Here is a 21,323-nt window from a genome sequence, read left to right as displayed (position 1 = left end):
TTTATTGACTTACCGATCAAAACATTTAAGTAATTTTTTCTTTTTAAGAATAATTTTCTTTTCAACTTCTTCTAACTCAGAACTGCGTTCGCAAAGTTCCAATTGAGCGCGTCGTGCTTCTAAACGAAGAAGTTCTCCTTTAATTAATTCAATTTTTTTGTAGCGTAAGAAATTTTTCTTTTGCATACGTTCTGCAAAGTGTTGTCGTTTTTCTTCAGGGATTGCTTGATATTTCTTTTTCAAGTCAGCGACACACTTTTCAAATTCTTCACTCACCGAAACAACTTCCTTCCAAAATTTAATCTGACTAATTATAACAAATTTTACCAAAAGTACAAGCAAAATTGCTTTCTTTTTTTTAAAAGAAATTCAGACAAAACTTAACGCGGGAAAAGCTGATTTCTAGGAGCTGAACATGGTTAATCTTCATTAACAATAATATCAATTTCTGCCTCTTCATTCATCCGTGTTGAAAGAAAAAGAACCATTTCTTCTAGTGGCGCAGAAAAGCGTAAAACCACCCCTCTTCTGCCTTTTTTTAAATACCCTAAACGAATACCGTTCGACTTTTGAACAAGGACAATCTTTTCGATATCTTTAAAGGCCGTGCCCCGATTGTCAAAAGGATGCGTAATAATACAGTCCTCCGCAAAACCTCTTGCATCGTAAAGAAAACTGAAGATAATCAAAATATATAACACACTTCGAATCATTTCAATTTTATCTCCTGCCGAAAATGCATTGGCCAGAATCATTAAACTAAAAAAAGCAACTAAATATTTTGTTGTAGGATGTTTTGCAGCCGGAATTACAATACTTTTACGTACGAAGTAAAAGTAACCATACATAACGACGACAAATAAAAATAGCAATAACGTAAATCCATCGATAATCACAAACGACTCCTTTATTTCTTTTTCTTTTGAATATCTGTTAATATATCATTTATTTCTTTAATTTCTTTTTTTGATTCGTTAATCTTTTTGATAACCGCCTCACGGTTTTTTCCAGGCGGTAAGTCAATTGATTCTTGGTAGTAGTTTGCTAAAGCTTGAACTTTTTTCATTTTTTCGCTTTGCAACAAGGCTATATTTCTTTTCATTTAACCGCCTCCTCTTCCTTAGTATACATTACTTTGTAAGGAATTGCTTAATTTGCAAGATATTTTCTAATAAAAAGGAGTAATTTTACATTTTCTTATAAACAAAAAGTATTCGGCTGAGTAACAGCAGCAAACGACAAAATAATAGAATAAAAGATGAGACAGAAGTAGTTTACTTTTGTCTCATCTTTTATTATTGAGCTGAAATCGCTAAACCAATTGCTTTTTCCCCTAGATGGGTTCCAATAACTGGACCAAAATGACCGATTTCAATTTCTGCATTTGGGTATAGCTTTTGTAATTTTGCTTGTTCTTTTTCAGCAACGATGCGGTTATTGGCATGAATCACGTACAGTTTAACTGGTGCTTCAATCCCTGCGTTTCGTTCACCAATAATCTTTTCTGCACGAGCAAAAGCTTTCTTTGTTGAACGGATTTTTTCAAATAATACAATCTTTCCATCTTCAAAAGTCAAGATAGGTTTAATCTTCAATAGTCCAGCAATCAAGGCTGCGCCATTCGTTAAGCGACCGCCACGAACTAAGTTGTTCAGATCTTCTACAATTAGATATGCATACGTATTGTCACGAATTAAATCTAATTTGGCAAAAATTTCTTCTAAGCTGGCTTTTTCTTCTGTTAAATCTAAAGCAGCTTCTACCATGTGTCCCATTGGCATACTTGTAATTTTTGAGTCATATGGATACAAAGCAACGCCTGGGATTTCATCAGTAAGTCCGTGCAATGTATGAACAAAACCAGAGATTCCTGAAGAAAGATGAATGCTGATGATGGTGTCGTACCCTTGTTCAGCGATTGATTTGTAAAGCTCTAACACTTCTCCTAAAGCAGGTTGTGAAGTCGTCGGAAATTCTTTACTATTATTTAGCAATGCATAATATTCATCTGCTTCAATGTCAATGCCTTCGTTGTATATTTTTCCATCTAAAATGACTGGGATGGGAATTACAAAAAGATTCGGATGATCTTTAATGCGCTCGGGTAAATAAGCTGTACTATCTGTCACAATAGCAATTTTCATTTTGTAACCTCGTTTCACTAATTTTCCACGTTGTTTCTAATATAGCATAAAAAAGGATATTTTAAAATGCTTTCCTTATTCGTTCAGGAATTTTTCGATGGCGTCAGCATTTTTTTGTTCATCTACTTCTAAAATACTGCCTGCATAAGAGGATTCACCAAAATTCCAAGAATCTGGTACCGGAACCGATAATGACTCAACCCCTGCTTTTCCTTTAATCAACAATGATGGTCCATTCGTTAACATGAAACTAACAGGCACATCTGTCGACATATAGCCGACTAATTTCCCAAGTGATTCTGGGGTTCTTAATAAAGTCATTGGGTTTTTCATTTGGCTCATTACAGCTGACATAACTTGTTGCTGGCGACGAACCCGACCAAAGTCGCCTTCTTCATCCATCCTAAAGCGAGCGTATTGAAGTAAGACATGTCCATCCATGACCTGTTGCCCTTTTTCAATATCAACGCCATCTAAATTCAGTGATTTTTCTGCATCGATTTTGACACCTTTTGGAAACATAGAGTCAACAATTTTTTCAAATGATTGGAAATCTACCTTAGCATAATATTTCGTATCTAAATTAAAGTTTTGTTTTAACGTTTCACGAACCAATTCAGCACCGCCATAAGCGTATGCGGCATTAATTTTATTCGGCCCGACACCAGGAATGTCCACGAATGTATCACGCATAAATGAAATTAATTTCGGTTTTTTTGATGGTCCATTTAGTTGGAGAACCATTATTGTGTCGGCTCGTCCAGCATCTTCCCCACGTGTATCGCTGCCAAGAATTAAAATATTCTTAGCCCCATTGCTACTTTTGACACCATTAAATGTTTCTACTTTTTCTTGAGGCAACGAGTCATCATGTTCTGCTGCAGATTTTCCTTTTAAAAACATGACTGTACTATAGGCAAATAACAGAATCAATAGGATCACTAGCCATTTGAAAAAGCGTTTTGTTTTTGATTTTTTACGTTTCTTTTTTGGTTTCTTGTCTTTTTTTCCGCGGGGTGGTTGGTCAGAACCGTTGCCACCACCTGAATCTGTTTGATGTCGCCTTTCACTTCTGCGACTGTCCTCAGTATAGCTGTCTTCGTAAACTGGCTCTTGAAGGCTTTCAGCTAGTTCTTCTGGTTCTTCTTCTCTATGTTCACCCATTGATTTTCGGGGATTAAAGGTCTTTTTATGCTCTGCTGGTCTCGATTTTTCATGAATATGTTTATAACGATCTACACGACTCATCGTGTCACTCCTTTACCTCTGTGTTTTATCACCTTTCTTAGGATACCTCATTTCACAGGAAATTCCTATTACAAATATGTAATTTAATAAAAAATGAAACTCACTTTATCTAATAAGTAAGCTTCATTTTCATTTTTAACTCTTTAAAGTGTGGACAAAACATAGATCGGGTAATCCCCTAAAATTTTTATTTCTGCGCCAATCAGTTCCAGTTCTGTTAAAGCTGCTTCAATTAGTTTTTCTGGTTGATCTTTCACTAAGTCCATTAAAAAGAAGTACTCTCCGAGCTTTGTTTTCAACGGACGCGATTCTATTTTGCTAAGATTAATCCCTCGCCAACTAAACACGCTTAATGCTTTGTGTAAAGAGCCAGGAACATTACTTGGCATCGTAATCGCCAGCGTTATTTTTTTCTCAGATAGCGGGAAAGAAATCGCTAAATTTTCAGAACCAAGAACCCAAAATCGGGTTTGATTTACCGATAAATCTTGTATATTTTTTTCAACAATGGTCAAATCATACATTTCCGCAGAAAGTTTTGGTGCAATAGCTGCAAAAGGTAATTCTGGATGTTCTGCAATGTATTTGGCGGCGTAAGCTGTTGAAGGCGTTGCTTCTAAAATCGCTTCTGGAAAGTTTTTCTCTAGAAACATCTGCGATTGAGCTAATGCTTGCGGATGTGATAAAATTTTCTGACTTTGTTGCCAGATCGCTTGATTCTCTTTTGCCACCATTAATTGTTGTTGAATCGGTAAAACCAACTCTGCTTGGACAGGTAACTGCGCTTGATGATACAAATAATCTATCGATGCATTAACGGTTCCTTCAATCGTGTTTTCTATTGGAATAATGCTACATGCCACTTCTTGCTGTTCAATTGCTTTCAAGCAAGCTGGAATCGATGCGTACGGTATCAATGTAGCATCAGGAAAAGCAGCCAACGTTGCACTGTACGTAAAGGAACCAATCGGACCTAAATAACCAACTTTCATCGTTTCTCTACTCCTTTAATTGTTGCAGAATTTCATTGATAATTTCTTCTGGCGAGCGATTGGTCGTATCAATTGTCATCTTCGCACATTCTTCATAAAAATTTTTACGAGACTCAAACAAAGTAATGATTTCTTTTGAAGAACGTTCTATAGCTAAGGGCCGTTGGTTTTCAGTATCTTCTGTGATTCTTTTTAACAGCTCTTCTGGTGTCGCATGTAAATAAATCACTTGCTGAAAAGATTTTAATAAGCTACGATTTTCTGGTCCGACAACAATCCCGCCCCCAGTTGAAAGGACGGCTGTATTTTTTGACAGCTCCTTTAAAAGTTGGGTTTCCTGTTCTCGGAAAGCTGCTTCACCATATTTTTCGAAATAGTCAGGAATTGAGCGTCCTATTTTTTCAATTAACGCTGTATCTAAATCAAGATGAGGCATCTTCAGTTTATTGGCCAAACTTTGACCAATAGTTGTTTTACCCGCACCCATGAAACCAATTAAAACAATGCTTTCCATGGTTCGTTATCCTCCTTCGTTAACAACTTAAACGTTCTAAGTCGTCAAAAAATGCTGGATAAGAAACTGAAACTGCTTCAGCCTTATCTAATTCAACAGTGCCTTCTTTTACAAGTAATGCAGCAATTTGTAACATCATCCCGATACGATGATCCCCATAACTGGTAACTCTTCCACCATGTAAAGAAGTTGGCCCATGTATAATTAAGCCATCATCAGTAGGCGTGATGTCGGCGCCTAAAATTGTTAATTCTTTCGCTACTGCATCAATCCGATTGGTTTCTTTGACTTTCAATTCTTCTGCATCTCGAATGATTGTCGTGCCAGTAGCCTGAGTAGCTAACAAAGCAATAATCGGTAACTCATCAATTAAACGTGGGATAATAGCGCCACCAATCTCTGTAGCTGTCAATTGACTCGTTTTTACAAGTAAATCGCCAGAGTGATTGGCCTCATCTTCATTTAAAATAGTGACGGAACCACCCATGTTTTTAATCACATCTAAAATACCTGTCCGCGTTTGATTTAAGCCAACATTTTTCAGAAGTATCTCGCTATCTGGGACTACTAAACCCGCAACTAAAAAGAAAGCTGCAGAAGAGATATCACCAGGAACTACCACATTTTGACCTGTTAATTGTTGCGGTCCAGTTAACATAATTTTTTTACCGTCTACTTCAAGTGTCCCACCAAATTGTCGAATCATCTCTTCTGTATGATCACGTGTCTTTTCTTTCTCAACCACTACAGAAGTGCCCTCGGCTTGCAAAGCGGCGAATAAAATAGCCGATTTCACTTGAGCACTCGCAACAGGCATTGTGTAGTCAATCGGTTGCAAATTTTGAGTCCCGCGAATAGAAATTGGCGGAAACTCCGTTTGCTGAACCCCTTGACATTCCGCTCCCATTTGGTTTAAAGGAAGCATCACACGATTCATCGGTCGTTTAGAAATAGACGCATCACCAGCTAGGCGCGTTTCAAAGGGACAGCCAGCTAAAATGCCCAGCATTAGGCGAATTGTTGTCCCTGAATTTCCAACATCAATTGTATTCTTCGCCTTTTTTAAACCTGCAAATCCTTGCCCCTCAACGGTGATTGTCGTCCCGTCATCTTCAATGTTCACACCCAAAGAACGAAACGCCGCTAAGGTACTTAAACAATCTTCGCCTCTTAGAAAATTTGTAATCGTCGTTTTTCCAGAAGAAATTGCTCCAAACATAATACTTCTATGGGAAATCGATTTGTCGCTAGGAACCATCAGAGTCCCTTGTAAATGTTTCACATTTGTACGTAGTTGCACCCTCATCACCTCTTATTTTTCATAACACGTATAGTTCGTTTCTTTAGATAAAATTTGTTTTGCAGCTTGGCAGTCTGGTTGATTTTTAAAAGACAATTGAAGAATCCCATAGATTTCTTCTCTCGTTTCTAAAATTTTAATATTTGTAAGAGAAAGGTCCGCTTCGCCTAAAATTTGCGTAATTTCAGCAATGATTCCTGGTTGATCTGGTACATCAACAAACAGATCATAGAAAGCTGGGATTACGCCTTCTTTATGAATGGGCAACTGAGCACGTGTTTCTTTGGCCTTATCAAAAAAATTACGAATAGCTGGGGCATTTTTTTCTGTTAACCATTGGCAAACAGTAGTCATCTCTTTTTGCCAATTTTCTAGTAAGTCCAATAATACTAAGCGATTGCTTAATAAAATATCCGTCCACATCGTTACATCAGAGGAAGCAATTCGAGTAATATCTCTAAATCCTCCAGCCGCTAGCTGCTGTGCTCTAGGGTAAGTGGTATTCAGTTGCTGACTTTCGTTCACTAAAGCTGCGGCAACAATATGTGGCAAGTGACTTAGAGCACCAGTAATTTCATCATGTTCCTGTGCAGGCATCGTAATAAACTTCGCATGCGTTCCTTTTAGTAACGTTTGTAACTCCTGAATCTGTTTGTTTTTTTCGCCATGGTCATCGGTAAAAATATAGTAGGCATTTTCAAACAAACGTTCATCAGCGGCTGTTACGCCGGATTTATGTGAACCAGCCATTGGATGACCACCAATAAAATTTTTCATGTTAAGCTTTGTTGCTAACTGATTAATTTCCACCTTGGTACTACCCACATCTGTGATCAGAGCAGTTTCTAGTGATAATTGGTTTAATTCTTCTAGTTGTACTAAAGTTGCTTTAACTGGGGAACAAAGAAAAATAATCTCTGCTCGTCTTGCCCCACTTGTTAAAGATTCAGCTATCTCATCAATTAGACCCGTTTTCTTAGCAAATTCAGTTGACTCCGCTTGATTATCGAAACCGATAATCTCACTGTTTGGATGCCCTTTTTTGATACACAAAGCCAGTGAACTCCCGATTAGCCCTAATCCTACGATTAAAATACGTTTCTTCATTTTTCCCTCCATATACCTTGCGACTTTTTTCCATTAAAAGTTTTGAGTATATAGACGATAACGTTTCACTGCTTCTTTCATTTGTTCAAATGAGTCACTATCAAATTTTTCGAGCATAGCCTTCGCTACTTCCGTTGCAACAACGGCTTCACAAACAACGCTAGCGGCCGGTACCGCCGTGCTATCAGAGCGCTCAACGCTGGCCTTATAAGGCTCTTTTGTATCAATATTCACGCTTTGTAATGGTTTATAAAGGGTTGGAATAGGTTTCATGACACCACGAACGATGATTGGCATTCCGTTGGTCATTCCTCCTTCAAAACCGCCTAAATTGTTGGAAGTTCTGGTATAACCAGTACTTTCGTCCCAAACAATCTCGTCCATCACTTGACTACCAGGGCGTTGCGCCATTTCAAATCCAATGCCAAACTCAGCACCTTTAAAAGCATTGATGCTTACAACAGCTTGCGCAATTTTGGCATCTAGTTTACGATCCCATTGAACATAGCTACCTAAGCCAGCTGGAACGCCACCCACAAGTACTTCTACTACCCCACCAATTGTATCGCCATTTTTCTTGGTTTGGTCAATTAGTTCTTTCATTTTTTCTTCTACGGAAGGATCTAATACGCGAACGGCAGATTGTTCAGATCGTTCTTGAATTTCACGAATCGTTAAATTTTCAGGAATCGTAGCTTCAATCCCGCCTAACACCGCGACATGCCCAGCGACTTGGATATCCAGTTCAGCTAAGAGTTTTTTAGCAACCGCACCAATCGCCACACGCATCGTTGTTTCTCGTGCCGAAGACCGTTCTAAAACATTCCGTAAATCATCATGTTGATATTTCATGCCACCGACTAAATCAGCATGTCCTGGACGTGGTTTGCTGACGCGGCGGATTTTCTTTTGTTTTTCAGGAACTGGCTCTACTGACATCACGGAGGTCCAATTTTTCCAGTCTTTGTTTTCGACAATCAACGTTACTGGTGAGCCAAGTGTTTTACCATGCCGAATACCCGAAGTAATACGTACTTGGTCTTTTTCAATTTTCATCCGTCCCCCACGACCGTAACCGCCTTGACGTCTTGCTAATTCTCGGTTAATCTCTTCGCTACTTAAAGGCAGACCGGCTGGTAAGCCTTCAATAATAGCAGTTAATTCAGGTCCATGTGATTCGCCTGCTGTAATAAAGCGCATCTTAAATTCCTCCTTCTCTGTTTAAAAATGCTCGAATTTCTTCCGTTGGTAAAGAGACAATTTTCGCTTGACCAATTTTTTCTAAGACAATGATTTTAATCTGTCCCCCACGTGTTTTTTTATCATGTGTAATTGCTTGATAGAGACGTTCTTCTGACCAACGATCTGTGGTTACTGGTAAATGGAACTTTTCTAGCATGGTGACCAACTCTTGGGTAGTCCCAAGTGGGGAAAGCCCTTGTTGTTCTGCGACTTGAGTTATTTGAATCATTCCTAAAGAAACGCCTTCACCGTGAGCAATCACCCCGTAACCAGCTGTATTTTCTAATGCGTGGCCAATCGTATGCCCAAAATTCAGAATCAAACGTAAGCCCAAATCTAATTCATCTTCTTCGACGACATCACGTTTAATCTTGCAACAGGCCGTGATAATTTCTTCTGCATGTGCCACTAAATCTTGTTCATTTTCCAAAGAGGATAAACGGTGCCACAATTCAACATCAGCGATAGCTGCTGATTTTACAATTTCTGCAATTCCTTCACGAACACGTCTAGGTTCTAATGTTTTAAGTGTATTAGGATCAATTAAAACCCCATCTGGTTGGGCAAAAGTACCGACAAGATTTTTGGCTTTTTTAGTATTAACCGCTGTTTTACCTCCAATGCTACTATCTACTTGTGCCAGTAAGGTTGTTGGTACTTGCAAAAAGTGAATACCGCGCATATAGGTTGAAGCGACAAATCCAGCTAGATCTCCCACAACGCCTCCACCTAGAGCAATTAGACCATCACTTCGAGTCAATTGCTGTTCCGCTAAAAAATCATAAAGCAGCTGAGCTGTTTCGAGGCTCTTACTTTGTTCACCTGCCGCTACAGCAATCAATGATGTTTCAAAACCAGCAGCTTGCAATTCTTTCTCAACAGCTGCGCCATATAATTTATTCACCGTTTCATCGGTAATAATCGCTACCCGTTGTGGCTGCCACAGGCTACGTACCCAGGTGCCAATTTTATCTAAGGCACCTGTTTCGATGGTTAAATCATATGAATGTGTAGGTAACGTTACGGTTAATTTCATGTCCTCTACTCCTCTGTCTTTACTAATCTTCTAAAGCATTAATTTCTTTCATTGCTTTTTCGATGATATGAACTTCTTTCATCATACGTAGGTAAGTTTTTTCATTCAAGGATTGTGGCCCATCTGACCACGCATTCGCTGGGTCTGGGTGAATTTCTACAATCAAGCCGTCCGCACCTGAAGCAACACCTGCTCGGGCCATTGGCGGTACTAAATCCCAGATACCAACACCATGACTCGGATCAACAATAATTGGAAAATGACTTAATTTTTTAATTAAAGGCACCGCACTTAAATCAAGTGTATTGCGCGTAGCGGTTTCGTACGTACGAATCCCACGTTCAATGAAGATCACATTGAAATTTCCTTGCGCAGCAATGTATTCAGCTGCGTTTAGCCATTCATCAATCGTACCAGCAATCCCGCGTTTTAAGCCGATAGGTTTTCCAGTTTTACCAACCGCTTGTAATAACTTGAAATTTTGCATGTTGCGCGCACCGATTTGTAAAATGTCACTGTATTTTGCGACAAGTTCTAAATTCGCTTCATCCATCACTTCTGTAATGACTTGCATATCTAATTCATCAGCCGCTTGGCGAATGTATTTTAGTCCTTCTTCTTCTAGTCCTTGGAAAGCGTATGGCGACGTTCTAGGTTTGAATGCACCACCTCGTAAAATTGTTGCACCGCCAGCTTTAGCAATTCGCGCACATTCACGAATCTGATCTAAGCTTTCGATTGAACAAGGGCCCGCCATCATGGTCATACTGCCGTCACCGATTTTAACACCGTTCACATCAACCACTGTATTCTCTGGATGAAATAAACGACTCGTTAGTTTGTAAGACAACGAAATGCGAACACTTTTTTCCACGCCTTCTAATGCTGTTAACTCTGCTTCAACTAATTTTTCTGTATCACCAATCAAGCCTATCACTGTTTTTCCATTATCTTGACTTGTTTGAGTAGTTAAGCCTGCACCTGTTACTAAATCAATGACTTGTTTCATTTGCTTTTCGGTTGCATTTTCTTTCATAATTACGATCATTATATTCTCTCCTCATGCCTTTAAACGGCGCTCTTTTTATCTATTTTCAATTTTACGTTTTACGACTGATACAGGCATTTTTTGTCCTGTCCATTGTTCAAAAGCAACAGCTCCTTGATAAAGTAGCATGTCCAAGCCGTTGCTTGTTTCTGCGCCACGTAAACGGGCTTCTTTTAATAACTGTGTTTCTCTGGGATTATAAATAGCATCATACACGAATAACTTCGGTTGAATCATTGCATAATTTTCTATAGGACTACTATGTGCATGTGGATGCATACCCACACTCGTTGCATTAACTAACAAGACGCTTTCAGCAACATCTTTTGCTAGTTTTTCAGTATCCGCTAAATCGTTTAAATGAATTACACAGTTGGTTCGTTCAGTGAAATTTGCCAGTTTTTTTTGACTGTTGTTAAACCCCGCGCTTTTCCTGTTGTAAACGGCGATTTCTTTCACGCCATCTAAAGCAGCTTGGGCAATGATTGATAAGGCTGCACCACCTGTTCCTAAGATGGTCATTTTATTCTGAAAAACGTCAACCTTTTTCTCTTTCAAACTCCACATAAAACCAGTACCATCCGTGCTGTCTCCGTAAAGTTTTCCATCTTTGTTGACAATCGTATTAATTGCGCCAACCAGTTGGGCGGTAGGACTTAGTTCATCCATATAACTTACAGCCGCCACTTTATTGGGCATTGATAAGTTGGCCCCTAACATGTGAAACGTTCGAATCGCTTCAATTGCTTGTGGCAGTGTCTCTTGTCCAACGTCAAACGCCAGATACCGAGCATCAACTCCTAAATTTTGAAATGCTGTATTATGAATCAACGGTGAAATACTGTGTTGGCTAGGTTTCGCGAATAACCCAGCTAAACGAGTGGCTCCAGTTATTTCTTTCATCCTGTGTGCTCCTTTACGAAATTTTTTTAGTAAGTTTCTGAAATCCTAATTTTTGGCCAAACAAAAAGGATATTCACAGTAAATTTTAAGAAAAATCTACAGTGAATACCCTACAAAAAAGCAATATAAAAGCCACTATAGATTTTCTTAAATCTACATGGCTGAAAGTCATCTTAAATTTCCCTAGCCATTATAGATACAAACGTTTGTTGTCTGTACCCATAATGTTATGAATACAAACCTATCTAAAATAGCTAAAGTAAAAGTTATTCAGTTGTGTATGGTTTTTCTTCGTTGTTGTCATAAGAATCACTCCAAAACTGATTTAATTAAGAATTGTTAACAGTATACCGCTAGAAAAAACATGTGTCAACACTTATTCGCTTATTTTTTCGACTATTCCATTAAAAACAATGTTATTTTATTCGCCAAAAGACTAAAAAAGCCACAGGAACCAGTCATTTCACTGATTCCTGTGGGGCAAAAATTATTTTAATTCTTCAGCGTATACATCGTCAACTGTTTGTGTTGGGTCGATAACAATGTATAAGTTTTTAGTTTTTTCGCTGACTTTTGTAGATTGATAGATGTTATCCAAGCCCTCATCTGTTTTATCTTTGTAAGGGAAATAAACTAAATCTGGTGTGCCATTTTTGTAAAGAATTTCCATACGTTCGATATCTTCATATTTTAAAGCACGAGAGAACATCCCTAATTCTAAGCCACCTAAGTTAATATCGTGGGTTTGAACATGATCTCCTTCTTGGAAAATTTCAATTTTGAACCCTTCACATGGATGAATTTCAACAAATTCACTACCATGGATACGGCCAAAACTTGTTGTAATATGTTTGATCCATAAATCACCAATAAAACGACGATCAATCGTCCAAGTTTCACCATTTCTGAAATAAAATTTAAGTCCTGTCATTTCTCTAGCCATAGCACAAATCTCCTTACTTAAAAATAATTTCTTACATTATTAGTTTACCATACTTTTGATAAACGGTCACAAACTTTCGCTGTAGATTCTTAATCTTTTGTTATTCTTTTTAAAAAAGAATCAATCTCAACTACTGCACGTTGGTGAGAACCTTTGGCAATTTGTCGTTCTCCTTCATAAGCAACAAATTCATAGCGTATTTTGTGTGCAGTCTGTTCAATGCTGGTCATCGTAACAACGATTGTCGCCCCTACCGCGGATGGATATAAGTGGCGCAATTCTAACACCGTTCCGACAGTTGTTTCCCCAACTGATAATTGGTCCTTCACAGCTTCTTTGGCTGTTTGTTCAATCATGGCAGCTAAAGCAGGGGTTCCTAAAACTTCTAAGTCACCAGAACCGAGCATTTTAGCCGTTTGTGATTCTTTCACCAAGAATTCTTTTGTAAACATTTCTGTTGGCATTATGCTTTCTCTCCTTTTGAACGTTGTTTTTTGGCAAACGAAAGCAGAACTTCTTGTTTATTCTCTAAGCTACCTTCAACAACGTGTTGCTCGATTTCAGCAATCAGTTCCCCTAACCATTTGCCTGGTGTTTCTTCTAAGACGGCTAAAAGGTCTTTTCCTGTTATGGCCAATTCATGTCTTTGATGGATGGGTAATGCCTTAACTAACTCTTTTGTTACTTGTACTTGACTCTCTTGTTGGTAATAATATAAAAGCCTTTCAACAAGTACTGCTGATTCTTCGCCTAATTCATAAAGCATCATTGGCTGCCAGTCGTTACTCAAGCGAAAACGCAAACCGCGTACTAATTGTGAAACGTTTTGAATTAATTGATTTGAAAGTTTCCAAGCCTTTAAGAAGGAGCGAATTTCTGCTTCTGGTAAATTCAACGATTGAATAAGTAACGTCCACGCTTCTGCTTCTGTTTCAATTTGACGAGCAGGCAAGTCCATTAAACGAAAAAGTCCAGCCCCTTGTTCTCGTAATTTGGGACAATATTGATAGCATTCTGTTTCAATAAACGGAGCTAAGCCACCTTGTCGATTAACCCCTAAAAGCATTTTTACAAATTCAATCGTAATGCGTTCTACTGAAATTTTTTCTAATAAAGGATGAAATTCAGCGATAGCGGCTAAGGTTTTTTCTTCAATTTTAAAATCTAATTGGCTAGCAAAGCGTAAGCCCCGCATCATCCGCAGAGCATCTTCATGAAACCGCTCATGGGGATTGCCGACTGCACGAATGGTTTGATTAGTTAAATCTTCGATACCATCAAATAAATCAATGATTTCGCCTGTGCTGTCAAGTGCCAAGGCATTAATCGTAAAATCTCGCCGTTTTAAGTCTTCTTTCAAGGAGCGAACAAAAGTGACTTCATCTGGTCGACGAAAGTCTTGATAAGTTGACTCGGTACGAAAGGTTGTTACTTCATACTGTTGGTCTTCCATCAATACAAGGACTGTACCATGTTCGATACCCACATCAACGGTTCGTTTAAAAATTTGCTTAATTTCTTCTGGATAGGCACTTGTCGCAATATCGACATCATGGATTGGTTTATTTAATAAAGCATCACGGACGCTGCCCCCGACAAAATACGCTTCAAAGCCCTGTGCATTGATTTCGCGAATAACGGGAGCGGCTTCTTTAAATTCGTTTGGAATAGTTGTCAATTTCATAGCATCTGTTCCAATCCGTAAAGTAGTTCTGTTCTCTGTACCACTTGCCGACAAGCTAACGCCACTCCTGTCATGAATGAACGCCGATCATAAGAATCATGCCGAATAGTGAGCCCTTCACCTACACTGCCAAATTGGACTTGTTGGTGTGCCACTAAACCAGGTAAGCGGACACTATGGATTCGCAGACCCTCGAAATCAGCCCCGCGTGCCCCTTGTATTGATTCTACCTCTTGCGGATTCCCTTGTTTTTTTGCTGGCCGAACTTCTTGAATCATTTCTGCAGTTTTTATAGCCGTTCCACTTGGTGCATCCAATTTGTTATCATGATGTAATTCAATGATTTCCACATCTGGAAAATACTGTGCCGCTTTTTGGGCAAATTGCATCATTAAAACTGCCCCAATTGCAAAATTTGGCGCAATCAAGCCGCCGATGGCTTTTTCTCGAGATAGGTTTGTCAATTCGTTGATTTGTTCCTCCGTAAAGCCTGTCGTCCCAACAACAGGCGCCATACCGTGTTCCAACGCAAAACGCGTATTTGGATAGGCGGCTTCAGGAACCGTAAAATCAATCCAAACATCTGGTTTGACAGCTAGGACTTCTTCTAAGTGCTGAAAAACGGGAATTGCTTTTTCATCATTGAAAGAAACAGTTTCTTGTGCTTCATGAGGATCATATACACCTACTAATTCAAAGTCTGCAGTTTCTAAGACCATTTGTGTAGCAGTACTGCCCATCCGTCCTTTAAACCCAGCGACAATTATTTTAATCATGTGTTTTCCCATCCTTTCTTTCAAAGCGATAGCGATCCCGCTTGTTAAATTTGGCCATATTTTCTTCAAAAACTTCGGTTAAATCAATCTCTAAAGAATTTGCCATGCTAATCAATACAAAAAAGACATCTCCAAGTTCCTCTGATACTGTCTTTGGTTTTTCGTCTGCTTTTTTCTGTTTTTCACCATAATAATGATTGACTTCACGGGCTAATTCTCCGACCTCTTCCGTCAAACGAGCCATTTGTCCTAATGGTGAAAAATAGCCTGTTTTAAACTGTTGAATATAATCATCAACTTCTGTTTGCATCGATTGCAAACTACGTTGTTCTGATTCTGACATTTTACCCCAACCTTTCTTACTCTACCTCCTACATCTTATCAAAAACTTGGCTATCTGGAAAGGTTCTACTTGTTGTTTTATATAGAGAATGATACAGTTTATACTGTAAAAGGACGTGATTAAATGGAAGAACAAAGATTTTATTTTAAAGATGTGTTATTTATTGTATTAGGAAGCTGTATCTATGCCTTTGGTTTGGTTACTTTCAATATTGCCAATGACCTGGCCGAAGGTGGTGTCACGGGGATTACTTTGATTTTAAGAGCCTTATTTCATTTTAACCCAGCATATACAACATTATTAATCAATATTCCGCTCTTATTAATTGGTGGGAAAATTTTAGGCAAACGTTCCCTCTATTATACGCTAATTGGTACCGTGTCGTTATCGGTATTTTTGTGGTTTTGGCAAAAATTTCCTGTTGAAATTAATTTAGATCATGATTTATTGATTGCTGCTCTCTTAGCTGGTTTGGCCGCAGGATTCGGTAGTGGCCTTGTTTACCGCGTAGGCGGAACCACTGGTGGGACCGACGTCATTGCCCGCATTTTCGAAAAATACTTTGGGATTAGCATGGGCCGCTCGTTGTTACTTTTTGATGTTGCAGTCTTACTCCTCTCGTTGACCTATATTGATGTCAAACGAATGATGTATACTTTAATTGTGTCCTTTGTTTTCAGTCGTGTTGTTGATTCTGTACTCGATGGAGCCTATGCTGCGAAAGGAATTTTAATTGTTTCCAATCATTCCGAAGAAATCGGTCAAAGTTTAATGGCTTCTTTAGAACGCGGGGTAACATATTTAAATGGTGAAGGTGCTTATTCACAAGTGGAAAAACGGGTTCTCTACACGGTAGTCAGCCCTCGAGAAATAATGGAAGTCAAACGGATTGCTAATGAAATAGATGAAAAAGCCTTTGTGTCCATCATTAACGTACATGAAGCAATTGGCGAAGGCTTTACTTATGCAAAACCCAGCAAACAACGGCGCTTTAAATTAAAACAATAAATAAAACCCAGCATTTTCAATAAATGCTGGGTTTTATTTATTGTTGCTTCAAACGATTTAATTCATCGGATAATTCTAAAAACGCTTCTTTGTTGCCTGTTTCTAAAGCATCATCAATTTGAGCTTTAATTAATGCCATTCGCTGCGTTTGTTCTTCTTGCTTAAAGTATTGATCAATCGCTCTGGCAACTTCCTGATCCACTTGTTCATTCCATGGCGCAAACGGATTATCTTCTAAAACAGATAAATACTGGCTCGTTTGCCAAGCCTCTGGAAATACACATTCTAAATAAAGAGCTTTCCGCCAATTCATCCGAATCTCGTGAAAAATTTGTTCCGGATCTGTAAATTCTTGTGCTTGGATAAAAAGCAATAACGGCTCCTTACCTAAACCATCCGCTACCACACGAATCCCCCGATCGGTTTTTTCTACGTTCTCAACAAAATGAACATTATTTAAAATCGCATCGTGCGTTAATAAGTAATTTAAAATCCACAGTACTTCTCTTCTTCCAAAAGGCACGGTATTCACTAACCAAGTTAAAAATTTTTTCTTTTCTGATAAACTAACAAACATCGTCGTTTCCTATCTTTCTTCAATATCTGCTAGCACAGATTGCATGTCGACATCACCAGGTTCATGTTCCAAATAGTGGTATAACAAGTGTTTTGCTTTTTCAAGTTCGCCTTCTTCTCGTAAGAACAATGCGTATTCTTTTAGAAATTCTGGTTCGTGAGACAATTCTTGCGCTGCTTGTTCATAATGAACTTTAGCGACGGCAAAGTCTTCTAATTCGTTGTACGCTTTTGCTAAGTTCCATTCAGCATAAGGATGATCCGTTTCCTCTAAATCATTTAAGATAGTAATTACTTCCTCAAAACGCTCTTCCGTGATGTAGAGATTACTTAAGGTCAAACGACTTTCATCTGTTTTCTCACCTAATTCCAAAGCTTTTAACAACCAGTTTTCAGCACCAGCAATGTCGTGTAAACGATAGGCATTTTCAGAGGCAAATTGGTATAACTCTACTTGGAAGGGATTTTCAGCAATTCCTTCTTCGATCACCGCTTTTGCTTCCTCTAATTGCTCTTCTTCTTGGAGCGCTTCCGCTAAATATAGATAAAGTGATTGATAATGTGGGTTTAGTGTTTTTAATTGCTGGAACAACGCAATGGCTTTTTGATTCTCATGTAACTGTAAATAAGTGAAAGCTAACTGGAATAAACGATCGTCTGTTTGTTCTTCTTTGACCGCGGCTTCCAAATAAGGAACTGCTTCTTCAAAATCACCTAACATGCTGTAACTACTTCCTAAGCGTTCATTCAAGGAAATAGCAGAGATTTGCGCTGTCCCACTTTCTACAATGCTTTGATAACGAGTAATAGCCTCAACAAATTGACCATTTGTAAAATATAGTTCTCCCAAAGCAAATTGAATTAACGGCTCTTCTGGCATAAGATTGGCTGCTTCTTTTAATTTCGCTTCACTGACTTCTGGAATCCCTAAAACTTGGTACAAATCCGCAGTAACTAAGAGACTTTGGACATAACTGTCACTAGTTTCTGGAATTTTTTCTAAATAGATGAATGCGTCATCTATTTCATTATTTTCAATGGCGATTTCTGCTAATGGAATGTTTAAGTCATCTGCATCGGGAAATTGTTCCAATAACTGTTGGAAAATTTGTTTGGCTTCTTCTAGAAAACCTAAAGATAATAACGTTTCCCCTAAATCAGCTAAGGTATTTTCATCATCTTTCTTTAATGCTTCTTCAAACATTAACTGTGCTTCTGCTAAATTTTCAGCTTGTAATGCTTGAACCATTTTTTCACTATATGACATAATTTCCCCTCAAATCTCTTTTAAAATTTCTTGGTATCTTTCAATCGTTGTTAACAGTTGATCGGGCGTTGGCTTTAAAGCTGCTCCTAGTTGACCGATTTTTCCCAACACCATAGGAGGACCTAGTGTTTCTGTGTGAGCCAAGACTTGTTCTGCGTAATCAGCACTTAAAATTTCTTTTGGAAACGCCACCGGAAAACCTAAGCGAATAAACCAAACGATAAAATTTTTAAATTGAAAGTCAAAGTGATTGACTTGCTGGCTCCATAAAACTTGTAACAATAATCCCAATAATCGTTTCATGGGGCCTGATAACAAATGGCCATTTTCGGTTGTAGCAAAGGCCGCTTCAAAAACTCGGCCAAATTGATCCACTTTTTCCCCTGCTTGTTCATAAAAGGATAACAACTCGTCTAAAATACCATTAAATGACGTTTGATTCAACCGTTTTTTATCTGGATACGTTTGGTATAGCATTTGTAAATAAGCATAATCACAGACAAGACCCGCTCGAATAAAAACGAGCAAATCAATTAAAGGGGCGGCACCTTTTTTATTGGTCAAGGTACTATCAAACAAAATTTTTTCTGAATGATTTTCTATATGCATGGTTGCATGCTGTACTTGCTGAATTGTGACACTTGGTAAAAGTCCTTGCCGTAACGCTTGAACAGACACAGGCATCAGCCAACATTTGGAGGAACACTTACTTACTTGGTGCAAAAATGCGGTTAATTGTAGTACCCCTTCATTACCTAAACCAATCAATAAAACATCCTGATTTTCTGGCCAATCAGCTAAGAAACGTAACACACTTTCTAATTCTGATAAGTCATTGCAATGAACATCATTGCGACAAATATACCAGTTTAATCCCAACTGTTCCCCAAAGTCATAATTAATCTTCTCCGAAAAAAGATCATAGTAACGCTGATTCGCCAAAACAACGATTGACTCCGTCGTTACTGGTCGTTTTTTTAGGACGGAAGCAAATGTTTCTCCATAAATAATAGCGACCTTGTTTTCCCCTCTAGAATAGTTGTATTTCATTGATTCACCACCTTAAGACTGTTTCCTCTTCCTTCACCCCAAGTCTAGCATAACCACTAAAAAACAGCTACTGGCAACAACTTATTTTTGTCCTTCATTCATAAATCTTTCTCTTTTTATCAAAAAAGCAAGGAGCGAGTGTCGAACCGTTCCCGCTTGATTCTCGGAGCGAAGCACGTTTTTCTCACCTAAGGTTCGTTACAATTTAGCCTTTTAGCGTACTGTTTCGACCACCTCTTAAAATAACATTTTTTATGTATGATTCAAAAAAGAACCCTTGGAAACCAAGGGTTCTAATTGTCTGTCTTATTTCACTGCATCTTTCAATGCTTTACCTGGTTTGAATGCAGGTACTTTGCTTGCAGCGATTTGAATTTCTTGTCCAGTTTGTGGGTTACGTCCTTTACGAGCTGCGCGTTCGCGAACTTCAAAGTTACCAAAACCGATTAATTGAACTTTTTCACCTTTAGCAAGAGTTTCTTGAATTGTTGAAAAGACAGCGTCTACTGCTGCAGTAGCATCTTTTTTAGTTAAACCAGTTGAAGATGCAACGTTTTCGATTAATTCTGCTTTATTTGCCATGGATCATTTCACCTCCTCTATAAGAGATACGATGTTTTTACACACCTAAAGTTCCGTCTATTTTTGAGTGGTCCAAAAACAGACAGCAAATATTGATCTGGTTCAATATTCTGTTAACAAGATAGCATAAGAAAGTTGTAATAGCAAGGTTTTTAGTGTATTTTAACCAGTTTTTTCAAAAAATAATCATTTTTTCTCAAAGTTGATAAATTTATTTGAATATCTAAAAAAAGTATGGTAGAATGCACTATTTTCGGCGTCGCGGAATGATTTTAATTGGCGTGCCCTCAAACGTAAATGCTTTTCTGATTTGATTTTCTAAAAACCGGGCATAAGAAAAGTGCATTAGTTCTTCTTCGTTGACAAAAATAACAAATGTAGGTGGTTTGACTGCCACTTGTGTTGCATAAAAAATCTTCAAACGTTTTCCTTTATCGGTTGGTGTTGGATTAATTGCTACAGCATCCATTACAACGTCATTTAACAACGCTGAAGGAATCCGTAAGTTTTGATTCATACTTACTGTTTCAATTAGTTCAGGCAGTTTGTTTAAACGTTGTTTGGTTAATGCAGACACAAAAATAATGGGTGCATAATCTAAATATTGGAATTCATCACGAATTTCCGCTTCAAAATCACGCATTGTATTTGTATCTTTTTTGACTGTATCCCATTTGTTGACCACGATAATAATACCGCAACCTGCTTCATGGGCATAGCCCGCCACACGCTTGTCTTGCTCACGAATACCTTCTTCTGCATTCAAGACCATTAAAACAATGTCTGAGCGTTCAATCGCCCGCATTGCGCGCATGACGCTATATTTTTCAGTTGATTCGTATACTTTTCCACGTTTACGCATACCAGCTGTATCAATCATTAAGAACTTTTGACCTTCTTCAGATTCAAAATACGTATCGATTGCATCTCGCGTTGTTCCTTCAATATCTGAAACAATCACGCGATCCTCACCAAGAATAGCATTAATCAATGATGATTTACCGACATTTGGACGCCCGATTAAACTGAATTTAATTGTATCTTCGTCCTCTTCTTCTGAAGTGTTAGGAAAATGTTTAACTGCTTCGTCTAACACATCGCCAATGCCTAAACCATGACTACCAGAAACTGGGAAAGGATCCCCTAGTCCTAAAGCATAAAATTCATAAATATCATTACGCATTTCAGGATTGTCAACTTTATTAACAGCTAAGATCACTGGTTTATTACTACGATATAAAATTTTTGCTACTAACTCATCTGCATCAGTAATTCCTTCACGGCCACTAGCAACAAAGATAATCACATCTGCTTCATCAATCGCAATTTCTGCTTGGTGTTTGATTTGGTCCATAAATGGTTCGTCACCTAAATCAATCCCACCTGTATCAATAATACTAAATTCACGCCCTAACCATTCTCCAGTTGTATAAATACGGTCGCGTGTTACGCCAGGAGTATCTTCTACAATCGAGATACGCTCACCGGCAATGCGGTTAAAAATAGTCGATTTACCGACATTCGGTCTACCGACAATCGCAATAGTTGGATTTGCCATTT

Annotated in this window: 24 protein-coding genes; 1 reads left to right on the top strand and 23 read right to left on the bottom strand. The window is 38.3% G+C overall.

Annotation, left to right across the window (positions count from 1 at the left end; genetic code table 11):
- Positions 1–9: 9 nt before the first annotated feature.
- From IGK27_RS06465 to IGK27_RS06380, 18 genes are all read right to left on the bottom strand, one after another.
- Complete coding sequence (locus IGK27_RS06465; protein ID WP_002357572.1) at positions 10–342, bottom strand: ACP phosphodiesterase; 333 nt, start codon at positions 340–342, stop codon at positions 10–12.
- A gap of 77 nt (positions 343–419) precedes the next feature.
- Positions 420–896, bottom strand: a complete 477-nt coding sequence (locus tag IGK27_RS06460) for a hypothetical protein (protein ID WP_002357573.1) — start codon at positions 894–896, stop codon at positions 420–422.
- Between the two features lie 11 nt (positions 897–907).
- The gene (locus IGK27_RS06455) at positions 908–1,102 is read right to left on the bottom strand and encodes a hypothetical protein (RefSeq protein WP_002357574.1); all 195 of its coding nucleotides are present in this window, start codon (positions 1,100–1,102) and stop codon (positions 908–910) included.
- Positions 1,103–1,295: 193 nt separating this feature from the next.
- Entirely contained in the window at positions 1,296–2,144 is an 849-nt protein-coding gene (locus IGK27_RS06450; protein ID WP_002382324.1) for a DegV family protein, read from the bottom strand.
- 75 nt (positions 2,145–2,219) lie between these two features.
- The gene (locus tag IGK27_RS06445) at positions 2,220–3,392 is read right to left on the bottom strand and encodes an LCP family protein (protein ID WP_002365661.1); all 1,173 of its coding nucleotides are present in this window, start codon (positions 3,390–3,392) and stop codon (positions 2,220–2,222) included.
- Between the two features lie 143 nt (positions 3,393–3,535).
- Entirely contained in the window at positions 3,536–4,384 is an 849-nt protein-coding gene (gene pheA, locus IGK27_RS06440; protein WP_002377412.1) for a prephenate dehydratase, read from the bottom strand.
- A gap of 7 nt (positions 4,385–4,391) precedes the next feature.
- Complete coding sequence (locus tag IGK27_RS06435; RefSeq protein ID WP_002357579.1) at positions 4,392–4,898, bottom strand: shikimate kinase; 507 nt, start codon at positions 4,896–4,898, stop codon at positions 4,392–4,394.
- Positions 4,899–4,917: 19 nt separating this feature from the next.
- On the bottom strand, positions 4,918–6,204 hold the full coding sequence (gene aroA, locus IGK27_RS06430) for a 3-phosphoshikimate 1-carboxyvinyltransferase (protein WP_002357580.1): 1,287 nt from the start codon (positions 6,202–6,204) through the stop codon (positions 4,918–4,920).
- A gap of 6 nt (positions 6,205–6,210) precedes the next feature.
- The gene (locus tag IGK27_RS06425; protein ID WP_002357581.1) at positions 6,211–7,305 is read right to left on the bottom strand and encodes a prephenate dehydrogenase; all 1,095 of its coding nucleotides are present in this window, start codon (positions 7,303–7,305) and stop codon (positions 6,211–6,213) included.
- A 33-nt stretch (positions 7,306–7,338) separates the two neighbouring features.
- The gene (gene aroC / locus IGK27_RS06420; protein ID WP_002357582.1) at positions 7,339–8,505 is read right to left on the bottom strand and encodes a chorismate synthase; all 1,167 of its coding nucleotides are present in this window, start codon (positions 8,503–8,505) and stop codon (positions 7,339–7,341) included.
- A gap of 1 nt (position 8,506) precedes the next feature.
- On the bottom strand, positions 8,507–9,583 hold the full coding sequence (gene aroB / locus IGK27_RS06415) for a 3-dehydroquinate synthase (protein WP_002357583.1): 1,077 nt from the start codon (positions 9,581–9,583) through the stop codon (positions 8,507–8,509).
- Between the two features lie 22 nt (positions 9,584–9,605).
- On the bottom strand, positions 9,606–10,631 hold the full coding sequence (gene aroF, locus IGK27_RS06410) for a 3-deoxy-7-phosphoheptulonate synthase (protein ID WP_002363948.1): 1,026 nt from the start codon (positions 10,629–10,631) through the stop codon (positions 9,606–9,608).
- Positions 10,632–10,667: 36 nt separating this feature from the next.
- Positions 10,668–11,534, bottom strand: coding sequence for a shikimate dehydrogenase (aroE, locus tag IGK27_RS06405; RefSeq protein WP_033626661.1), 867 nt, complete (start codon positions 11,532–11,534; stop codon positions 10,668–10,670).
- 487 nt (positions 11,535–12,021) lie between these two features.
- A complete protein-coding gene (locus IGK27_RS06400; RefSeq protein ID WP_002357586.1) occupies positions 12,022–12,477 on the bottom strand; it encodes a hypothetical protein in 456 nt (151 codons plus the stop codon).
- A gap of 89 nt (positions 12,478–12,566) precedes the next feature.
- Positions 12,567–12,941, bottom strand: a complete 375-nt coding sequence (locus IGK27_RS06395; protein ID WP_002361804.1) for a thioesterase family protein — start codon at positions 12,939–12,941, stop codon at positions 12,567–12,569.
- On the bottom strand, positions 12,941–14,161 hold the full coding sequence (locus tag IGK27_RS06390) for a CCA tRNA nucleotidyltransferase (RefSeq protein ID WP_002365655.1): 1,221 nt from the start codon (positions 14,159–14,161) through the stop codon (positions 12,941–12,943). The genes IGK27_RS06395 and IGK27_RS06390 overlap by 1 nt, the downstream gene beginning before the upstream one ends.
- Positions 14,158–14,937: a 4-hydroxy-tetrahydrodipicolinate reductase gene (dapB, locus tag IGK27_RS06385; RefSeq protein ID WP_002393400.1), complete on the bottom strand. Its 780-nt coding sequence runs from the start codon at positions 14,935–14,937 to the stop codon at positions 14,158–14,160. The genes IGK27_RS06390 and dapB overlap by 4 nt, the downstream gene beginning before the upstream one ends.
- Positions 14,930–15,280, bottom strand: coding sequence for a nucleotide pyrophosphohydrolase (locus IGK27_RS06380; RefSeq protein WP_002363944.1), 351 nt, complete (start codon positions 15,278–15,280; stop codon positions 14,930–14,932). Before IGK27_RS06380 ends, dapB begins: the two co-directional genes overlap by 8 nt.
- A 123-nt stretch (positions 15,281–15,403) precedes the next feature.
- Between IGK27_RS06380 and IGK27_RS06375 the strand changes: the two genes are divergently transcribed.
- Complete coding sequence (locus IGK27_RS06375; RefSeq protein WP_002357595.1) at positions 15,404–16,288, top strand: YitT family protein; 885 nt, start codon at positions 15,404–15,406, stop codon at positions 16,286–16,288.
- Positions 16,289–16,325: 37 nt separating this feature from the next.
- On the opposite strand, the gene IGK27_RS06370 is transcribed toward IGK27_RS06375, so the two are convergent.
- The 5 genes from IGK27_RS06370 to der all read right to left on the bottom strand — a co-directional run bounded on the left by IGK27_RS06370 (position 16,326) and on the right by der (position 21,321).
- Positions 16,326–16,865: a ReoY family proteolytic degradation factor gene (locus tag IGK27_RS06370; RefSeq protein WP_002361802.1), complete on the bottom strand. Its 540-nt coding sequence runs from the start codon at positions 16,863–16,865 to the stop codon at positions 16,326–16,328.
- 9 nt (positions 16,866–16,874) lie between these two features.
- Positions 16,875–18,131 carry a tetratricopeptide repeat protein gene (locus tag IGK27_RS06365; RefSeq protein WP_033626386.1) on the bottom strand — a complete coding sequence of 419 codons (1,257 nt, stop codon included), beginning with the start codon at positions 18,129–18,131 and terminating at the stop codon, positions 16,875–16,877.
- 9 nt (positions 18,132–18,140) lie between these two features.
- Positions 18,141–19,181, bottom strand: a complete 1,041-nt coding sequence (locus IGK27_RS06360) for a hypothetical protein (protein WP_033626387.1) — start codon at positions 19,179–19,181, stop codon at positions 18,141–18,143.
- 306 nt (positions 19,182–19,487) lie between these two features.
- Entirely contained in the window at positions 19,488–19,763 is a 276-nt protein-coding gene (locus tag IGK27_RS06355; RefSeq protein WP_002357604.1) for an HU family DNA-binding protein, read from the bottom strand.
- A 247-nt stretch (positions 19,764–20,010) separates the two neighbouring features.
- The gene (gene der, locus IGK27_RS06350; RefSeq protein WP_033626388.1) at positions 20,011–21,321 is read right to left on the bottom strand and encodes a ribosome biogenesis GTPase Der; all 1,311 of its coding nucleotides are present in this window, start codon (positions 21,319–21,321) and stop codon (positions 20,011–20,013) included.
- Positions 21,322–21,323: the final 2 nt, after the last annotated feature.

The organism is Enterococcus sp. DIV0236, assembly GCF_050558525.1.
In the GTDB taxonomy this organism is placed as follows: Bacteria; Bacillota; Bacilli; order Lactobacillales; family Enterococcaceae; genus Enterococcus; species Enterococcus faecalis.
This window is presented reverse-complemented; position numbering and strand designations above follow the sequence as displayed.

Excerpts from the sequence above, each read along its gene's own strand:
- IGK27_RS06455 (WP_002357574.1), bottom strand. The coding sequence starts at position 1,102 with ATGAAAAGAAATATAGCCTTGTTGCAAAGCGAAAAAATGAAAAAAGTT.
- IGK27_RS06450 (WP_002382324.1), bottom strand. The coding sequence starts at position 2,144 with ATGAAAATTGCTATTGTGACAGATAGTACAGCTTATTTACCCGAGCGC.
- IGK27_RS06445 (WP_002365661.1), bottom strand. The coding sequence starts at position 3,392 with ATGAGTCGTGTAGATCGTTATAAACATATTCATGAAAAATCGAGACCA.
- pheA (WP_002377412.1), bottom strand. The coding sequence starts at position 4,384 with ATGAAAGTTGGTTATTTAGGTCCGATTGGTTCCTTTACGTACAGTGCA.
- IGK27_RS06435 (WP_002357579.1), bottom strand. The coding sequence starts at position 4,898 with ATGGAAAGCATTGTTTTAATTGGTTTCATGGGTGCGGGTAAAACAACT.
- aroA (WP_002357580.1), bottom strand. The coding sequence starts at position 6,204 with ATGAGGGTGCAACTACGTACAAATGTGAAACATTTACAAGGGACTCTG.
- IGK27_RS06425 (WP_002357581.1), bottom strand. The coding sequence starts at position 7,305 with ATGAAGAAACGTATTTTAATCGTAGGATTAGGGCTAATCGGGAGTTCA.
- aroC (WP_002357582.1), bottom strand. The coding sequence starts at position 8,505 with ATGCGCTTTATTACAGCAGGCGAATCACATGGACCTGAATTAACTGCT.
- aroB (WP_002357583.1), bottom strand. The coding sequence starts at position 9,583 with ATGAAATTAACCGTAACGTTACCTACACATTCATATGATTTAACCATC.
- aroF (WP_002363948.1), bottom strand. The coding sequence starts at position 10,631 with ATGATCGTAATTATGAAAGAAAATGCAACCGAAAAGCAAATGAAACAA.
- aroE (WP_033626661.1), bottom strand. The coding sequence starts at position 11,534 with ATGAAAGAAATAACTGGAGCCACTCGTTTAGCTGGGTTATTCGCGAAA.
- IGK27_RS06400 (WP_002357586.1), bottom strand. The coding sequence starts at position 12,477 with ATGGCTAGAGAAATGACAGGACTTAAATTTTATTTCAGAAATGGTGAA.
- IGK27_RS06395 (WP_002361804.1), bottom strand. The coding sequence starts at position 12,941 with ATGCCAACAGAAATGTTTACAAAAGAATTCTTGGTGAAAGAATCACAA.
- IGK27_RS06390 (WP_002365655.1), bottom strand. The coding sequence starts at position 14,161 with ATGAAATTGACAACTATTCCAAACGAATTTAAAGAAGCCGCTCCCGTT.
- dapB (WP_002393400.1), bottom strand. The coding sequence starts at position 14,937 with ATGATTAAAATAATTGTCGCTGGGTTTAAAGGACGGATGGGCAGTACT.
- IGK27_RS06380 (WP_002363944.1), bottom strand. The coding sequence starts at position 15,280 with ATGTCAGAATCAGAACAACGTAGTTTGCAATCGATGCAAACAGAAGTT.
- IGK27_RS06375 (WP_002357595.1), top strand. The coding sequence starts at position 15,404 with ATGGAAGAACAAAGATTTTATTTTAAAGATGTGTTATTTATTGTATTA.
- IGK27_RS06370 (WP_002361802.1), bottom strand. The coding sequence starts at position 16,865 with ATGTTTGTTAGTTTATCAGAAAAGAAAAAATTTTTAACTTGGTTAGTG.
- IGK27_RS06365 (WP_033626386.1), bottom strand. The coding sequence starts at position 18,131 with ATGTCATATAGTGAAAAAATGGTTCAAGCATTACAAGCTGAAAATTTA.
- IGK27_RS06360 (WP_033626387.1), bottom strand. The coding sequence starts at position 19,181 with ATGAAATACAACTATTCTAGAGGGGAAAACAAGGTCGCTATTATTTAT.
- IGK27_RS06355 (WP_002357604.1), bottom strand. The coding sequence starts at position 19,763 with ATGGCAAATAAAGCAGAATTAATCGAAAACGTTGCATCTTCAACTGGT.
- der (WP_033626388.1), bottom strand. The coding sequence starts at position 21,321 with ATGGCAAATCCAACTATTGCGATTGTCGGTAGACCGAATGTCGGTAAA.